We start from the raw sequence: 16,222 nt of genomic DNA, 5'->3' as shown, positions 1-16,222 counted from the left end.
TTCAAAATATAAAAAATAATATTTTGAGAAATTTTATTTTGTTTTGATGAATTTTCAATATTTTAAGCATATTATTCTGAAAGTAAATATCAACTATAATTTTTAATGATTTTTAAAAATTTAGCATATTTAAGGCGAGAGAAATTTTTGAGATATGAATTTTTAAAAGCCCAAATGGATGAAATTTAGGCTTTTAAAGTTGCATTAAAATGGCCAGATAGCTTCCATAAGCCTTGTGCCCCAAGGTTTTTTGGTAGATTTGTCTAGCTCGCCCTCTGTTTTATATAAAATTTTGGCATCAGCTATGTATTTTGAGTCGATTTCGTTATTTTGTGAGATGTCGTAAGGTCTGATGACACCGCTTACTTGCATAATCTGCTTTTCGCCGTTTATAAGTAGCTCACGGCTACCCTCGATAAAGTAATTGCCATTATTTAGTATTTTTATGATCCTGGCTGAAATGGTTGCGGTAAATTTCTCGCTTCTGTTGCTCGTGCCACTACCTGTAAATTTATTACCACCACCTGCTTTAAAGCCTATGTCGCCGTATTTGTTTAGATTATCAGCTATATTTGAAAGTGGAGCAGCTCCAGCCGTAAATACACCGCCACCAAGCGATATAGTACTATCTTTATTTGTACTTTTGCTACCAGTTGAAGTTTGGCTTGCATTTTCTGAGATAACGATAGTCACGATGTCATTTACATTCATCGCTTTTCTATCTGAAAAAAGAGGATTTTCGCCCTTTCCAAAGAGGCTGCCAGCGTTGCTTTGTCCGGTTCCACTATCTTTTGAAGGGAGTTGCTCGACATAAACCGGGGGTTTCATATTGATATGAGGATCAGCACTTGGTGTGCAGCCAGTGCAAATAATGCCCGCAGATAAGACGAGCCAAATCGTTTTATGGTTCATAAAAAATGCCTTAAAATAAGTATCTTTGTGCTAGAATTAAGCAATTTAAGTTCCTAAAAAGGTCGCAAATGAAAAGTTGTTACGTTTTTACAGACAAAAATTTAGCACATCTGCAAGAAATTATAGCTACAAAATTCAAAAAAGTTGAGATTTTTAAGATAATCCCAGATGAAAACGATAAAAATAACTTAATAAATTCAAATGAAAAAGAGTTTTTTCTAAAATTTATAGACAAATTTGAAGAGCTAAAGGCCAAAAGCGACTTTGTCATAGTTCTTGGCTGTGAGAGTTTTAGTGTCTTTGGCAAAAGCGAGCTAAATTTAAAGCTAGCTAGAAATTTAAATACTCCAGTCTTTGATGAAAATGCAAGCGAGCTAAAAGCGCTAAATCCGAACTCAAAGCTTCTAATCACCGATAAGATCGACGAAATTTTAAACTATCAAGCAGATATCATCACACAATTTAAATTTCAAAGCTTGCTTCTAAAAAGAGCTAAAGTTGCAAACAAAACCGTTGTTTTACCAGAGAGTGACGATGAGAGAATTTTAAAAGCGGCTCACATCGTATTAGAAAAAGGGGCGGCAAATATCATCTTGCTAGGACTTAAAGATGAAATTTCAAAAAAAGTGGCCGCTTTGGGGCTAAATTTAAGCAAAGCCAAAGTGATCGACCCAGCACAAAACGAGCTAACAAAGGAATTTGTAAAGAAAATTTATGAGCTTAGAAAGCACAAAGGCGTGGACGAAGTCAAGGCAAACGCACTTGCTAAAGATAAAATTTACTTTGCTACGATGCTAATTCATGAAGGCATAGCCGATGCCTTGGTAAGTGGCGCTACGATGAGCACGGCTGATACGATCCGCCCAGCCTTGCAGATAATAAAAACAAAGCCAAATGTAAGTGTGGTAAGTGGGGCATTTTTTATGGCACTTGAAGAAGAAATTTTGCTCTTTGCAGACTGCGCTGTCACGCCAAATCCAAGCACAGATGAGCTAGCTAGCATAACGCTAAGCAGCGCTCAAACGGCAAGTGCCTTTGGCCTTAACCCAAAGATCGCTATGCTGAGCTACTCTACGGCTGATAGTGGAAGTGGACCTGATGTGGAATTTGTAAAAGAAGCTGCCAAAAAGGCGAGAGAGCTTGATGCAAATTTAAAGATCGCAGCGCCAATTCAGTTTGACGCAGCCGTTGATCTAAGCGTGGCTAGCAAAAAGATGCCAAACTCAGAGGTTGCTGGACGTGCAAATGTCTTTATCTTTCCAAATTTAAACTGTGGAAACATCTGCTATAAAGCGGTTCAGCGAAGTGCAAACGCTCTAGCTGTGGGTCCGATACTTCAAGGGCTAAAAAAGCCGGTTAATGACCTAAGTCGCGGCTGCCTCGTTGAAGACGTGGTAAATACCATCTTAATCAGTGCCATACAAGCAGGAGAATAATATGAGAATTTTGGTTTTAAACTCGGGTAGTAGCTCAATAAAATTTCAACTTTTTGCAATGGATACCAAAACCAGTCTAGCAAGCGGTCTAGTCGAGCAAATCGGTAGCTCCAGCTCAAGAGCGGTACTAAAAGCAAATGGCGAAACCTACGAGATAAAACGCTTTATAAAAGACCACCATGACGGACTTGAGGCGATGAACGAGCTTTTTGTTACATCACACACATTGCACGATCTAAGCGAGCTTGATGGTATCGGACACAGGATAGTTCACGGCGGTGAGAGCTTTTTTAGCTCAATGATCGTTGATGAAAGCGTCATCAAAAAGATCGAGGAGATAAGCCCACTTGCCCCACTTCATAACCCAGGGCACCTTGCTGGCATTAAAAACGCGATGAAAGAGAGCAAAAATGTACCTCACGTGGTCGTTTTTGACACGGTATTTCATCAAAGCATGCCAGAGTACGCCTACCGCTACGCTCTACCTTATGACGTTTGCAAGACTCATCACATCAGAAAATACGGCTTTCACGGCACTTCACACAGATATGTCTGCAAGCAAGCGGCCAAAATGCTTGGCATAGAATTTGATAAATTTAACGCTATCTCGCTTCATCTAGGCAACGGCGCCTCAGCTTGTGCAGTGCAAAATGGCAAAAGCATCGACACCTCGATGGGTCTTAGTCCGCTTGAAGGGCTCATAATGGGCACAAGAAGCGGCGATATGGACCCAGCCGTGGTCATCTATCTGCTAAATATCGGCGTCTTAAAGTGGAACGAGATCGATAACTTTTTAAATAAAAAAAGCGGACTTTTTGGAATTTGTGGCTCAAGCGACATGAGAGAGGTTGTGGCCAAAATGCAAGATGATGAGCGAGCAAAGCTTGCATTTGAGATGTTTTGCTACCGAGTAAAAAAATATATTGGCTCATATTACGCCATTTTAGGACGCGTTGATGCACTTATATTTACTGGCGGTATCGGCGAAAATGCACCAAATACAAGGCAAAAAATTTGTGACGAATTAAAACATCTTGGCATTCACATAAATCACGATCTAAATTTCCAAGACATGCGAGGTGAGAGATGCATAGACGGGGATGACGCTAAGATAAAAACACTCATCATCCCAACAAACGAAGAGCTAGAAATCGCGATAGAAACGGCTAGAGTAATAAAAGAGAGTAAAGCCAAATAAATAGATGTTTAAGCCAGACTTGATATATAAATTTTAAGCCTAATTAGTTTTAAAATAGAATTAGCATTTTTAGGCTACGAGATAAAGAGCTTTTGCGATTTTAAGCTCGCAAAAGCTTGCAATTAATTTTTCTTAAAAAATCTCAAAATTTTTGCTTGGAGTTTAAACTGATCTGAAAGTTCCATTATAGGATAAGCTCCAGCGTATTTTTTGCCACCAGGCAGATCTTTGCTAACACCGCCGCGTGCTGCGATCTGCGCGAAGTCTCCAACACTTACATGACCAGCTGAGCCGCTTTGTCCGCCCATTACAACGTTTCTGCCTAGCACTGTTGAGCCAGCAAGGCCAGTTTGTGAGACGATGAGGCAGCCATTTCCAAGCTCACAGTTGTGACCTATTTGAACGAGATTGTCTATCTTTGTGTAGCTTGCGATCATTGTGCTTTCAAAAACACCACGATCTATCGTCGTACAAGCACCGATCTCGACAAAATCGCCTAAAACTACGTTGCCATTGTGGTAAATTTTTACATGCTCGCCAGTTTTTGTATGTGCATAGCCAAAACCGTCACTGCCTATAACGCAGTTTGCCAGCAGATGGCACTCGTTACCGATGACGCAGTCGTTATAAATGACTACGTTTGGGTGGATGATGCAGTTTTTGCCGATAGTCACGTTATCGCCCAAAAATGCCCCAGCCATTACTACCGTATTTTCGCCCACGCTCACATTTGAGCCTATATAGACATTTGGCATTATCTTTGCACTCTTGGCGATATTTGATGGCTTTGGCTCACAAAAAAGTGGCTTAGCATAATCTTTACTAAGCAAGGCAAATGCAAGGTGCGGGTTATCACACACAAGTGCGACCATACCAGCTGGCACCAAGTCTAAAAGCGATTTTGTCACCAATATGGCTCCAGCGTTTGATGTACTTATAAATTTTGCATTTTTCTCGCCGTCACAATATGTTAGCTCAGCTTTATTTGCATTTTTTAAAGAATTTAAGGCAAAAATTTCTATATCTTCTCCGCTAAAAGTAGCGTTTACTTTTGAGGCTATTTCACTTAGTTTCATCATATATCCATTATCACAGATCCGCCGCGTACGACGTCAACTGGGTTAAATTTCTTTATCGATTTTAAAAAGCTCTCGATCCTACTCGCATCGTCAGCCACCATGACAACGATGTAGTTTTCGTTTGTATTTGTAACGATACCATTGTACGACTTTAGTATCGCCTCAAGACCGGCAAAATTTTCACCAAGCGGAATTTTCACAAGAGCCATCTCTTTTTCGACAAATTCGCCACTTTCTATGACTTTATACGTTGGTATGAGCTTGTGAAGCTGTTTTACGATCTGCTCTAAAACCCTCTCGTCGCCACTAGTTACGATGCTCAGTCTTGAGAAGTTGCTCTCAGGTATTGGAGCAACTGTAAGCGTGTCAATATTGTAGCCCCTGCCTGCAAAAAGCCCAGAAATTCTAGCCAAAACGCCGTGTTCATTTAAAACTATAACCGAAATCGTTCTTCTGATACTCATTTTTCTTCCTTGCTCTTTAATATCATATTATAAATCGCAGCTCCAGCTGGAACCATAGGAAGTACGTCCTCAAAGCGGTCGATCCTAACATCGATCATCGCTGATTTTTTGCTATCGATCGCTTCTTTTAAAGCCTTTCTAAACTCATCCTTGCTCTTGCAAACAAAGCCGACTCCGCCAAATCCTTCAGCGATCTTTACAAAATCAGGCTGCAAGCTAAGATCAGTCGATGAGTAGCGTTTTTCATAGAAAAATGTTTGCCACTGGCGCACCATACCTAGGAAGTTGTTGTTTAAAATGATGTTTATAACAGGCATATTTATCTCATGAGCCGTCATTAACTCTTGGATATTCATAAGTATCGAGCCATCACCTGTAAAATTTATAACAAGATTGTCTGGTTTTGCACATTTTGCGCCGATTGCTGCAGGGAGGCCGTATCCCATTGTGCCAAGTCCACCACTTGTGACAAGCTGTCTTGCTCGGTTAAACGGATAAAACTGTGCTACCCACATTTGGTGCTGCCCGACGTCTGTTGAGATTATCGCATCAGCTCCTGCTATCTTAGCGGTCTCTTCGATGACCCATTGTGGCTTTAAGACCTTGTCGCTATCTGTGTAGCCAAGTGGATTTAGTTTAGAATATCTATCTAAAATTTCTCTCCAAGGTGCGTAGTTTTCAGGCTTTGCATTGACTTCTTCATAAAGCTCAGTTAGCACGTTTGTAAGATCGCCAACTATTGGAAAATGGGCGTTTATGATCTTTGAAATAGAGCTTGGGTCTATATCAATGTGAATTATCTTTGCATGTTTTGCAAATTCATCCGTTCTACCAGTAATCCTATCACAAAACCTAGCTCCAAGTGAGATAAGAAGGTCGCACTCACTTAAAGCCATATTTGAAGCGTAGCTACCATGCATACCTGCCATGCCTAAATTTAGCTTATCTTTTGCATCAAGTACGCCAAGCGCCATCAGCGTCTCAACCGCTGGGATACCAGTTTTTTGCATAAATTTACGGATGATCTCGCTAGCTCCAGATGCGACCGCGCCACCACCGATGTATAAAAGCGGCCTTTTAGCTTCATTTATCGCAACCGCTGCTTTTTTTATCTGCTTTTGGTTGCCTTTATAAGTTGGCTTATAGCTTGGGATAGAAATTTCTTTTGGATATACAAAGTCACCAAGTCTTGATGTGATATTTTTTGGGATATCGATATGAACTGGTCCTGGGCGGCCTGATCTTGCGATGTAAAAGGCCTCTTTTATAATACGAGGTAGCTCTTCAACGCTATTAACTAAAAAGTTATGCTTAACACAGGGGCGTGAAATGCCGACCGCATCGATCTCTTGAAAAGCATCTGTACCGATCATAAATGTTGGTACCTGACCGCTTATAAGCACGATCGGAATACTATCGCTATAAGCTGTTGCAAGGCCAGTGACAGCATTTGTAAAGCCAGGGCCACTTGTCACAAAAGCAACGCCAACTTTACCACTGACTCTAGCGTATCCATCGGCCGCGTGAACGGCTGCTTGCTCGTGGCGAACCAAAACGTGTTTAAAATAAGTCTGCTTATATGTTTCGTCGTAGATATTTAAAGCTGCACCGCCAGGATAGCCAAAAACTATATCAACGCCCTCTTCGTGCAAGGCCTCGCTTATCATCTGTGAACCAGAAATCTGTTTTATCATCACTTTAGCCTTTTGATAAATTTATCGCAGATTATATCCCAAAGCATTTTAAATCCATTTTAACTTTCTAGCGAATTTTAGGTATTGCTTTGATTTTATTGAAAAATTTTTAACTAGTTTAAAAGAATAATACGAAATATTTTACATAAAATTAAACATATTATTTCTAGTAAAATTGATAAATTTAAGTGAGCAAAGGCTATAAAATTTTAAGAGACAAAATTCATTTGTATAAATTTTAGGCTTAATTTTTTAATTAAAATAAGCCTAAAATTTTGCTTCATTTTTTATATCATTTAGCTTTTTAACGGCTTCGTCAAAGTCATCAGAATTTATGAAAACATTAATATTTTCATTTTTCTTATAGACTTTGTCGTAGTATTTTGTGAGTAAAATTTCAGCTACTTTAGCAATATCATTTTCATTAAATTTAGCCACAGCTTCATCTCTAGCTTTTTTATCGATAAATGGCGAAATTTTCTTCATACATTCGTCAAAAAAGGTTTTATCCACACTTTTATAGTCATCTACTATACAAGAAATTCTTTTTTCCAAACTTGCGCTCACTTCGACATTTATGCCACTACGCATCGCCTCATAAAGACTTTTTGGCAAACTTAACGAGCCTATCCTTCTGCTCTCACCCTCGATAAAGCAAATTTCATCTTTTAGCATGATGAGCTTTTCAAACAACGCATCTTCAAAGCTTTTTTGGCTTGGCTGCGCGCCATTTATCGCCCCAAAGACAGATCCTAAATGATTTGCCATAGCTTCAAGGTCTATTGACGGGCTTAGAGCCCTTATTAGCTTACTTTTATAGCAGCCAGTATTTCCAAAAAGAGTGATAAATTTTGTGCTTAAAGGTCGATTTAGAAATTCTAAAACATGATTTCTATAAGCTTTATAGCCACCACTAAGCCTAAAAACTCTATATCCTATCATGCTAAGCACATGGCCAACAGAATTTGATCTAAGCCCACCTTTAGCGCAGTAGATGCCAATAGCTGAACCAACCTTGGCTCTTTTATAAACCTCATCAATGATATTTTGTAAATTTTTGCAAATATACTTTGCACCAAGACTCTTTGCTAGGGATCTATCGCTTTTATAGATCGTACCCACCTCTTTATGTTCCGCGTCATTTAAAGCGTATAAATTTATGGCATCTTTTATGTGAGAATATAAAAATTCATGTGGTGATCTTGCGTCTATTAAAATTTCAAAAGAGCTTCTTTTCTCTAGCCACTGCTCTACATCAAGCTCAAATAACGGCACTAAATGCCTTTTTTAGTTTCTCAAAAAGTGGATGAAATGGCGTGCCATTTACTCTCACATCAGAGATGGTGGTTATAAAATTTGTATCCCCGCTCCATCTTGGCACAAGGTGATAATGCACGTGCTCAGCTATGCCAGCTCCTGCTGCTTTGCCTAAATTCATACCTATATTTACGCCATTAGCATAAAGCTCTTTTTTTAAAATTTCAACTCCAAGCCTTACAAATTTACTCATCTCAAACCAAGTCTGCTCATCAAGCTCTTCGATCTTGTCGGTATGCTGATTTGGTATTATCATAAAATGACCTGGAGAATACGGATATAAATTCATAATCCCAAAACAATGTTTAGCTCGAAAAAGTACGCCATTTTTATCATCATAATCTGAGTTTATAACATCACAAAAAACACAGCTATCTTTTTTAGCGCTAAAGTATTCGCTTCTCCAAGGGGCACAAAGGTGCTGCATTACTCGCCCTCCTTTATCTTTTTAACGGCATTTTTTATATCGTCTTGCCTCATAAAATGCTCTCCTATCAAGAAAGCATCTACGCCTATTTTGCTTAGCTCTCTAAGCTGTTCATGCTCGTAAAGACCGCTTTCAGCAACTATTATCTTGCCATTTGGTAAAAGCGGTATGAGCTTCTCACAAAGGCTCATATCCATCGTAAAATCATCTAAATTTCGGTGATTTATACCTATTATATTTGCTCCTGCAAAGATAGCTTTTTTCACATCACTCGTATCGTGAGTTTCAACTAAAACTTCAAGACCTAAATGATAAGCGTAGTCTAAAAGCTCTTTTAGCTCGTTTTGAGTTAATGCTTTTGCGATAAGCAAGATAAAGTCTGCCCCATAAACAAGAGCTTCAAGAATTTGATACTTATCAACGATAAAATCTTTTCTAAGGATCGGCCTTGATGCGTAGCGACGAACCTGCGTGATGTACTCGATGTTGCCTTTAAACCAATGTGGTTCAGTCAAGATACTAAAGGCATTTGCGTATGGCTCGTATTCCTGAGCGATCTTTATAGGCTCAAAATCCTCTCTTATCACGCCCTTACTTGGGCTTGCTTTTTTGATCTCGGCTATGATTTTTATAGGCTCATTTTGACTTGCTCTAAGAGCATTTAAAACATCTCTTGGCACGTATGGATTGTACGCGAGCGAGCGACCAAGCCACTCCTCAGGGAAGTCTGCTTTTCTTTTTTCAAGATCATCTTTAGTTTTTTTAATTATCTCATCAAGTATCATTTTTTAAGCCTTTTATTTAGATTTATTATACAGCGCTCTATGAGGTGCAAATGCTCTTTTGCCTCTTTTGAAGCTCTAAAATCAATATCTTTCATCGCGTGCTGCATAATGCCCTTTGCCTTTTTGCACTCACCAAGCTTAAAATATCCCCACGCTAGCGAATCCTCATAATAAGGCGACTCAGGCGAGATAGCAAGCGCCTTTTGCACAAGCTCTATACCCTTTCTAGGGTCAATATCATGATCTATCAGCAAGTAGCCATAATAGTTAAAAAACATATCATTTTCTAGCTTTGGCACGCTAGCTTCAAATTTGTCTAAAATTTCAGACATTTTTTGTTCGTTCAAGTTATCTTTATTCATCTCGTATTCGTAAATCGCGGCTTTTGCTAAAAAATTTAAATCCCTGCTATCGTTATAAATTTTAACAGCAAGTATATATGCATCACCAAAATTACTAGTTGCCGCATAAAGATCCATAAGCGCCATATCGTTGTAGCTATATTTTTTTAAAATTTCAATTGCTGCTTTGTAATTTTTATCATAGATAAAAAACTGCACGATCTTATCAATATACGAAGTGTCGTGACTTAGCTCATAGAGCTCTTCAAAAAGTTCGATCACTTTTGGGAAATTTCTTTGCTGGGAGTAAATTTCAGCCAAAAGCTCGCAAGTCTTTAGCGTGCAACCTTGTTCATCTCTAAATTTCTCAAGATATTTTGTAGCGTCTTTTATCTTATCCATGCGATTTATCAAAATATCAACGATGCGGAGCAAATTTTCTTCTTCTTGCTTTAGTGAGTATGCCTCTTCAAAGTATTTTAGTGCAGTCGTTGTTTCATTTTGCATCATACAAATTGTGCCAAGCATGAGTAAATTTTGGGCATTTGGCTCTTTTGTAGCAAGCTCTTGCATTAAACTTTTAGCCTCATTTAGCTTTGAAAGATTTACTAAATTTGCCACCTTTATACGGATAAAATCGCTATCGTCTTTTAAGCTTTTTTCGCCTTCATTTATCAAAGCGTCTAAATTTTCATTTTTTGTAGCAAAGGCGAGCTTGATCGCCTCTTTTAAATAAGCTTTTTGATTCGTATCTTTAAAAATGTTTGAGTAAGCTTGAATGCTAGCATTCACATCTCCACTATCTTGAAACAATAAAGCCTGCATTAGGCGTAAATTTATACTTTTATTATCGTCAGCCAAAAGTAGCTGAGAGTTAAAAAATACGCTCATAAAAAATACTAAAATTTTACGCCAATGCATTCTGCTTTTAGCTCCTTTAAATTTTTTTTAAAATAATTCCAAAACGGAAAAGTCCTACATTGCTGTGGCCTTAGCTCATAAACTGAGCAGTTTTTATTTTTTTCATCAAAAAATACACAAGCAAAGCCATCTTCATAAGGCTTCTCTTTTATGCTACACCTTAGCCCAACTCTTATTAAAAACTGCTTTTCAAACTCATCTTTACTCATATGAAATGCGGTGCAAAATTTTGAAATTTCTTCTTCGTTTATCCAAATGTAGCCACTCTCTCCCGTGCAACACTTGCCGCCACAGCTCTCGCAAAAGCTGGCATCAAACTCATAGCTAAAGCCTTGCACTCTCACGCTAGCTCCTGATAATCAACGCTGTTTGTATCAGCTTTTTTTAAAATTTCAATCGCCTCTTTTGTATGCGAGCCATTTTCACTCATCACTAAAGGCGGCAAAACTTTTAGCTTTGAGTTTGAATTATTTCTTACCTCAAACAGGGCCAAATTTGCTGGTTTATCAGCCTTTGTATGAATAAATTTTAGGCTTACTAAATTTAGCTTAAACTCTTTTAGGCACGCTACAATCTGACCAAGATCATCAGGTGCATAGCAAAAAAATGCCCTTTTGTGAGGCTTTAAATTTACACTTATAGCTTTTATAAAGTCTTTTAAATCCAAAGAGCTTGTGTATCTACTAGCCTTTATATGCTCATCTTCGCTTTGTTTCGTACCCTCGTGATAAAATGGAGGATTTGATACGATGAGGTCAAATTTCTCGCTATCTTTAAATTTTGCAAAGTCAGTATTTATAATTTCTGCTTTCAGGTTATTTTGGCTGGCATTAAATTTAGAAATTTCACCATTTATCTGCAAGATATCAAGCAAGCTTAGGCTAGAATTTTTAAAGTCGCGTTTAAGCAAAAGCCCAAGTATCCCACATCCTGCGCCAACGTCTAAAATCCTGCCTGAAAAATTTTTCAAACTTGAGCTTATAAAATCATAAAGTACCAGCGTATCGCTGTTGTAGCGATAGCCACTTTTTAGCTGAGCCAAGATCATCTATAAACCTTGATAATAAAGCCGCGCGTGACATCTTTCACGATCACTTCTGAGCTAAAGCTGATCCTTGCAAAATCGCCAAATTCCTCTTTTATAAGCTCGGCTGCTGCCTTTGCGCGCTCTTTACCAACGCCATAATTTACATAGTTGTTTAGCCTGCCAAGATCATCTTTTTTGATGCTTTGAGCCACATTTGATGGGATGACAAAATTTTTCTTATCTACGATCGGAATTATCTCATAAAGGTAGTTTGAGTTAAATCTTTGCAAAAATTCGCTCACTCTATTCTTACACATCACGCTAATCTTATCTTTTGCGTCCATGTCATCACACTCAAGGCTAGAGATCAAAACTAGCTTTGTTGGCGTCTCTGGTTTAGTTGTCGCCTGTAAGATATTTTTTAAATTCACATTTTCATTTTCAAGCTCATCTTGCCTATTTAAATTTTGCTCGATATCTTTTTGAAGTTCGATGATTTTGGCATTTACTGGACTTCCTTTTGCGCTAGATGAGCTAAGTTCGTTTATTTTAGAATTTAACCTTTCAATCGTCTTATTGCTCTCGTTTAACTTATGTTTTGCACTCTCTAGCTCATTTTGTAAGCTTAGTAAATTTTTACCACCACTTTTATTACTATCAGCAAAAAGAGCCGACGTATCGGCTATCTTTTTTTGCAAAATATTTATTTGCTGACGCAAAATTTCATAATTTTGCATATCGATCTTTAGCGTCCTTTTTTGAGCTTCTAGCTCACTTTGCTTTGCTGCTAGCATTTGACTTGTTTGCGTGAGATTATTTTCTAGCTCTTTTATCTTTTCATCTTTTAAGTTTATCTTTGCACTTAAATTTTTTAACTCACTGTCATTTAAACCAAGCTTTTGAGTCTGCAAAGAGATAGTTTGATTTTGCTCAAACAAAGTTTTTAAAAATTTATTCGTCTTTGCATCAAGCGTCTTTAGCTCATCTCGTGCATTTTTAAAGCTCTCTTCACTTAAATTTAGCTTTTTATTTAGCTCACTTAGACTTGCATTTGCATCTAAATTTTGCTTCTCTAGCTTTTTGTTTATCAAATTTATCCGTTCAAGCTCTTTTTTAAGCAAATTTATATTTTCATTTGCGAGTTTATTTTCCTGCTCGCTTTTAAGATTTTTTTCTTTTAGATCATTAAAACTTTTATGAAGTGCCGCAAGAGAGGCGTTTAGCTCTAAATTTTTACCATTATAGTTCTCAACTGCCAAATCTTTTGAGTTTAAATTTTTCTTTATCTCATCAAGTTCATAAATTCTATCTTTTAAGGCAGTCTTGCTTGACTCAAGAGCCTCCTCAAGATCAATTATCTTATTTGCCTTTTTGGAAAGCTCATCCTCCATAACACTCTTTTGCGTTTCAAAGCCATCAATTAGTGCATTTATCTCTTTTTCGTAGCTAAATTTTTGTGTCTTAGCATCACTCTTTGCTCGCTCAATCTCCTCTTTTAAAAGCAAAATTTCTCTTTTTTCGTTTTTATCTTTTTCATTTTGAGTATTTTCGTACTCTTTTATTAGCGCGTCTTTTTGAGCCAGTGTCGTATTTAGCTCTATATTTTGCTCTTTTAAAGCTGTGTAATTTGCCTCAGCCATCTCTTTAAATTTAGCAAAATTTGCTTCGATATCTTTTACCTTACTTTCATCGCCATTTTTTGCCTCATTTATCGCATTTTCAAGGTCTATTATCTTTTTTTCATAGGCTTTTGAGCTCTCAATCATATCAGCTTGAGCTTCATTTAGCCGTTTTGTGAGAGTTTGTATATTTTCAAAGTGTTGCGCTTCAAGCTCGCCTAGTGTCTTTTGATTTTTCTCAACTATCTCATTTTTTTCATTTTCGATATTTTTTTTCATCTCTGAAATTTTGCTTATAAAGTCTAAATTTTTCTCGCTGATATCGACATTATCAGTAGCTAAAATTTTATTTTTTTTACTTAGCTCACGAACTTGTTCTTGAAGTTCATTTACATCATTTGATAAATTTTGATCGTTCGTTTCAGTAAAATTTTGGATATAGCTTTTTGGAGTTATATATCCACCATATTCGTAAAGATCATCTTTGCTGATGTACTTTTGTCTCTCTTCTTCTGGCAAATTGTCAAAATTTATAGAATAAATCGTTTGATTAGTATCTTTTGGCGCTTCATCTTCTTTTGGAGATTTAAAAAACGATAGGCAAAAGCCAACTATCAAACAAAAAATAGCTAGTAAAATTTTATTTATCAAGCTTATACCTTGCCCTTTAAAATGTCTTTTATGACGTGATGAGCGTGATTTAGAGCAACGACTATTGAGCCACCATTTTTTAGCACGATGTCACCGCCCACATAAAGTCCTGGCACGCTACTTTGGTAGTTGCTATCAACTATTGGAGTGCCTTTTTCATCGATTTTTATCTGACATTTTTGTAAAAAATCAACCGGACTTGAGCCGCCTATGGCATAAACAACTCTATCATAAACGCGAATTTTGCCATTTTCGTAATGCACTCTAACTTTGCCTGATTCGTTATCTATCTCTTTTATATCGTGATTTAGCCTAACTTTTATCTTGCCGTGCTTTTCTAGCTCCCAAAGTGCGCTTAAATTTGTCTCATTTACGCGGCTAAAATTATCTTTTCTATAAGCGATTGTGGTTTTATTGTATTGGCAAAGCTCGATCGCATACTCAACTGCTGAGTTTCCGCCACCTACGACAAGCACCTTTTCGCCGTTTGTACAGCTATCAAGGTTAAAATTTACAACCGCGTTTAGTGAAGGTGGGATTTTATAATCAGGCTTATTTGGTCGTCCCATTTTGCCAATTGATATCATCACATTTTTAGCTTCATAGACGGCTTTTGAGGTAGTTACTTTAAAAATTTCTCCATCTTTTTTCACGCTCTCTACTTCAGAGTTAAAAAAAGCTTCAATCTTTTCAGTATCAAGCAGCCTATCAAAATAATCAAGCGTGCTCTCTTTCGTACCATCCTCAAATGAAACTACGCCATGTATCGTGCTATCTTGCCCTTTATACTCTTTATCTACACGTTTATTATCTTTATAAAATTTTCTGATCGTTTGGCTGTGATTATCGCCTTTTTCAAGAAGCAAAACATTATTTAAGCCATTTCTTTTTGCCTCAACTACGCTAGCAATTCCACAAGGTCCGCCACCAACAACGATTAAGTCATAAACATTTACCATCTTTTTCTCCAAATTTTATAATTTTAAGCTTTTTTAACCAGATCAGCCATCAAAAATGCAAGCTCAAGTGCCTGATCAGCATTTAGCCTTGGGTCACATTGTGTTTCATACCTTTGCTCAAGCAAACTTTCAGTGATATTCAATGCCCCACCCGTGCACTCAGTCACGTCTTGTCCTGTCATCTCAAGATGCACACCGCCAGCTCTTGTACCCTCAGCTTTGTGAATTTCAAAAAAGCTTCTAACTTCGCTTATTATCTTGTCAAATTCTCTAGTTTTGTAGTTATTTGAGGTTTTTACAGTGTTGCCATGCATCGGATCGATACTATAAACAATATTTAGCCCTTCTCGCTTTAGCTCTCTTAAAATTTTTGGTAAATTTTCGCCTATCTTATCAGCACCCATTCTAATTATCACGTTTAGTCTGCCAGCTTCATTTTCTGGATTTAGCTTATTTGCAAGCGCGACGACATCTTCAGCCTTTGCACTTGGTCCGATCTTTACGCCGATAGGATTTTTCACACCACTTAAAAAATGTACGTGAGCGTCATTTATACCACGCGTTCTTTCACCTATCCAAAGCATATGAGCCGAGCAGTCATACCACTCACCGCTAAGACTATCAACCCTAGTCAATGCCTCTTCATAAGGTAGTAAAAGTGCCTCGTGAGATGTATAAACCGCGGTTTGATTTATGACTGGCGTATTTGCTGAAGTGATACCACAAGCTGCCATAAATGAAAGCGTCTTTGTTAGCTCATCAGCTAGTTTTGCGTATTTCTCGCCGATCTCTGGCTTTTTGACAAAGCCTAAATTCCACTTATGCACTTGATGAAGATCGGCCAAACCGCCTCTTGAAAAGGCTCTAAGTAAGTTCATCGTAGATGCGCTTTGATAATACGCCTCTATCATACGTTTTGGATCAGGCACTCTTGCTTTTTCGTCAAATTCAAAGCCATTTATGATGTCGCCTCTATAGCTTGGAAGCTTAATGCCATTTGCCTCTTCAAAATCGCTACTTCTAGGCTTTGCAAACTGCCCTGCCACGCGGCCCACTTTGACCACTGGATAGCCACCAGCAAAGGTTAAAACTATCGCCATTTGAAGTAAAACCTTAAACATATCTCTGATGTTATTTGCATTAAAATTTGTAAAGCTCTCAGCGCAGTCGCCACCTTGAAGCAAAAATGCCTCGCCATTGCAAACTTTTGCAAGCTCCTCTTTTAAACTTCTAGCCTCGCCAGCAAAGACCAAAGGAGGAAGTGATTTTAATTTTTCTTCGATCTCTTTAAGCTCTTTTAAATCTGGGTATTTTGGTTGTTGCAAGATATTAAATTCTCTCCAGCTATCGCGGTTCCAAGTCATTTATTTTCCTATCTTTTTTGCCTTAAAT

The 16,222-nt window shown here is 37.8% G+C and carries 15 protein-coding genes; 2 read left to right on the top strand and 13 right to left on the bottom strand.

The annotated features are described in order from the left end of the window. Nucleotides 1–204: 204 nt before the first annotated feature. Nucleotides 205–912: a flagellar basal body L-ring protein FlgH gene (gene flgH, locus CVT05_RS02175; RefSeq protein WP_072594280.1), complete on the bottom strand. Its 708-nt coding sequence runs from the start codon at nt 910–912 to the stop codon at nt 205–207. A gap of 68 nt (nt 913–980) precedes the next feature. On the opposite strand from flgH, the gene pta reads away from it, so the two are divergent. Both pta and CVT05_RS02165 read left to right on the top strand, forming a co-directional pair. Beyond that, a complete protein-coding gene (pta, locus tag CVT05_RS02170; RefSeq protein ID WP_107697679.1) occupies nt 981–2,348 on the top strand; it encodes a phosphate acetyltransferase in 1,368 nt (455 codons plus the stop codon). 1 nt (nt 2,349) lies between these two features. Beyond that, nucleotides 2,350–3,546 carry an acetate kinase gene (locus tag CVT05_RS02165; RefSeq protein WP_085657298.1) on the top strand — a complete coding sequence of 399 codons (1,197 nt, stop codon included), beginning with the start codon at nt 2,350–2,352 and terminating at the stop codon, nt 3,544–3,546. A 122-nt stretch (nt 3,547–3,668) separates the two neighbouring features. Here CVT05_RS02165 and lpxD read toward each other — a convergent pair whose 3' ends face one another. The 12 genes from lpxD to CVT05_RS02105 all read right to left on the bottom strand — a co-directional run bounded on the left by lpxD (nt 3,669) and on the right by CVT05_RS02105 (nt 16,194). Next, a complete protein-coding gene (gene lpxD, locus CVT05_RS02160; protein WP_107697678.1) occupies nt 3,669–4,622 on the bottom strand; it encodes a UDP-3-O-(3-hydroxymyristoyl)glucosamine N-acyltransferase in 954 nt (317 codons plus the stop codon). Then, nucleotides 4,622–5,083, bottom strand: a complete 462-nt coding sequence (gene ilvN, locus CVT05_RS02155) for an acetolactate synthase small subunit (RefSeq protein WP_223154204.1) — start codon at nt 5,081–5,083, stop codon at nt 4,622–4,624. Before ilvN ends, lpxD begins: the two co-directional genes overlap by 1 nt. Nucleotides 5,084–5,085: 2 nt before the next feature. Further along, nucleotides 5,086–6,780: an acetolactate synthase large subunit gene (locus CVT05_RS02150; RefSeq protein WP_199906728.1), complete on the bottom strand. Its 1,695-nt coding sequence runs from the start codon at nt 6,778–6,780 to the stop codon at nt 5,086–5,088. A gap of 270 nt (nt 6,781–7,050) precedes the next feature. After that, nucleotides 7,051–8,058 carry a tRNA 2-selenouridine(34) synthase MnmH gene (mnmH, locus tag CVT05_RS02145; protein ID WP_107697676.1) on the bottom strand — a complete coding sequence of 336 codons (1,008 nt, stop codon included), beginning with the start codon at nt 8,056–8,058 and terminating at the stop codon, nt 7,051–7,053. Further along, nucleotides 8,045–8,527, bottom strand: a complete 483-nt coding sequence (locus CVT05_RS02140) for an HIT family protein (protein ID WP_107697675.1) — start codon at nt 8,525–8,527, stop codon at nt 8,045–8,047. The genes mnmH and CVT05_RS02140 overlap by 14 nt, the downstream gene beginning before the upstream one ends. Then, nucleotides 8,527–9,312 (bottom strand): indole-3-glycerol phosphate synthase TrpC, encoded by a 786-nt coding sequence (gene trpC / locus CVT05_RS02135; protein WP_107697674.1) that lies wholly within the window; start codon nt 9,310–9,312, stop codon nt 8,527–8,529. Before trpC ends, CVT05_RS02140 begins: the two co-directional genes overlap by 1 nt. Then, the gene (locus CVT05_RS02130) at nt 9,309–10,574 is read right to left on the bottom strand and encodes a tetratricopeptide repeat protein (protein ID WP_107697673.1); all 1,266 of its coding nucleotides are present in this window, start codon (nt 10,572–10,574) and stop codon (nt 9,309–9,311) included. Before CVT05_RS02130 ends, trpC begins: the two co-directional genes overlap by 4 nt. Beyond that, entirely contained in the window at nt 10,553–10,918 is a 366-nt protein-coding gene (locus CVT05_RS02125) for a YkgJ family cysteine cluster protein (RefSeq protein ID WP_021091298.1), read from the bottom strand. The genes CVT05_RS02130 and CVT05_RS02125 overlap by 22 nt, the downstream gene beginning before the upstream one ends. Beyond that, nucleotides 10,915–11,622 (bottom strand): tRNA1(Val) (adenine(37)-N6)-methyltransferase, encoded by a 708-nt coding sequence (locus CVT05_RS02120; RefSeq protein WP_107697672.1) that lies wholly within the window; start codon nt 11,620–11,622, stop codon nt 10,915–10,917. Before CVT05_RS02120 ends, CVT05_RS02125 begins: the two co-directional genes overlap by 4 nt. Further along, on the bottom strand, nt 11,619–13,871 hold the full coding sequence (locus CVT05_RS02115) for a vesicular transport factor Uso1p (protein WP_107697671.1): 2,253 nt from the start codon (nt 13,869–13,871) through the stop codon (nt 11,619–11,621). Before CVT05_RS02115 ends, CVT05_RS02120 begins: the two co-directional genes overlap by 4 nt. Before the next feature lie 2 nt (nt 13,872–13,873). Then, entirely contained in the window at nt 13,874–14,830 is a 957-nt protein-coding gene (locus CVT05_RS02110; RefSeq protein ID WP_107697670.1) for an NAD(P)/FAD-dependent oxidoreductase, read from the bottom strand. A 23-nt stretch (nt 14,831–14,853) separates the two neighbouring features. Continuing rightward, a complete protein-coding gene (locus CVT05_RS02105; protein ID WP_107697669.1) occupies nt 14,854–16,194 on the bottom strand; it encodes a class II 3-deoxy-7-phosphoheptulonate synthase in 1,341 nt (446 codons plus the stop codon). Nucleotides 16,195–16,222: the final 28 nt, after the last annotated feature.

The sequence above is a fragment of the Campylobacter concisus genome, from assembly GCF_003049705.1.
GTDB lineage: Bacteria > Campylobacterota > Campylobacteria > Campylobacterales > Campylobacteraceae > Campylobacter_A > Campylobacter_A concisus_AR.
This window is presented reverse-complemented; position numbering and strand designations above follow the sequence as displayed.

Coding starts and splice junctions, on each gene's coding strand:
- flgH (WP_072594280.1), bottom strand. CDS start 912: ATGAACCATAAAACGATTTGGCTCGTCTTATCTGCGGGCATTATTTGC.
- pta (WP_107697679.1), top strand. CDS start 981: ATGAAAAGTTGTTACGTTTTTACAGACAAAAATTTAGCACATCTGCAA.
- CVT05_RS02165 (WP_085657298.1), top strand. CDS start 2,350: ATGAGAATTTTGGTTTTAAACTCGGGTAGTAGCTCAATAAAATTTCAA.
- lpxD (WP_107697678.1), bottom strand. CDS start 4,622: ATGAAACTAAGTGAAATAGCCTCAAAAGTAAACGCTACTTTTAGCGGA.
- CVT05_RS02140 (WP_107697675.1), bottom strand. CDS start 8,527: ATGCAGCACCTTTGTGCCCCTTGGAGAAGCGAATACTTTAGCGCTAAA.
- trpC (WP_107697674.1), bottom strand. CDS start 9,312: ATGATACTTGATGAGATAATTAAAAAAACTAAAGATGATCTTGAAAAA.
- CVT05_RS02130 (WP_107697673.1), bottom strand. CDS start 10,574: ATGCATTGGCGTAAAATTTTAGTATTTTTTATGAGCGTATTTTTTAAC.
- CVT05_RS02120 (WP_107697672.1), bottom strand. CDS start 11,622: ATGATCTTGGCTCAGCTAAAAAGTGGCTATCGCTACAACAGCGATACG.
- CVT05_RS02110 (WP_107697670.1), bottom strand. CDS start 14,830: ATGGTAAATGTTTATGACTTAATCGTTGTTGGTGGCGGACCTTGTGGA.
- CVT05_RS02105 (WP_107697669.1), bottom strand. CDS start 16,194: ATGACTTGGAACCGCGATAGCTGGAGAGAATTTAATATCTTGCAACAA.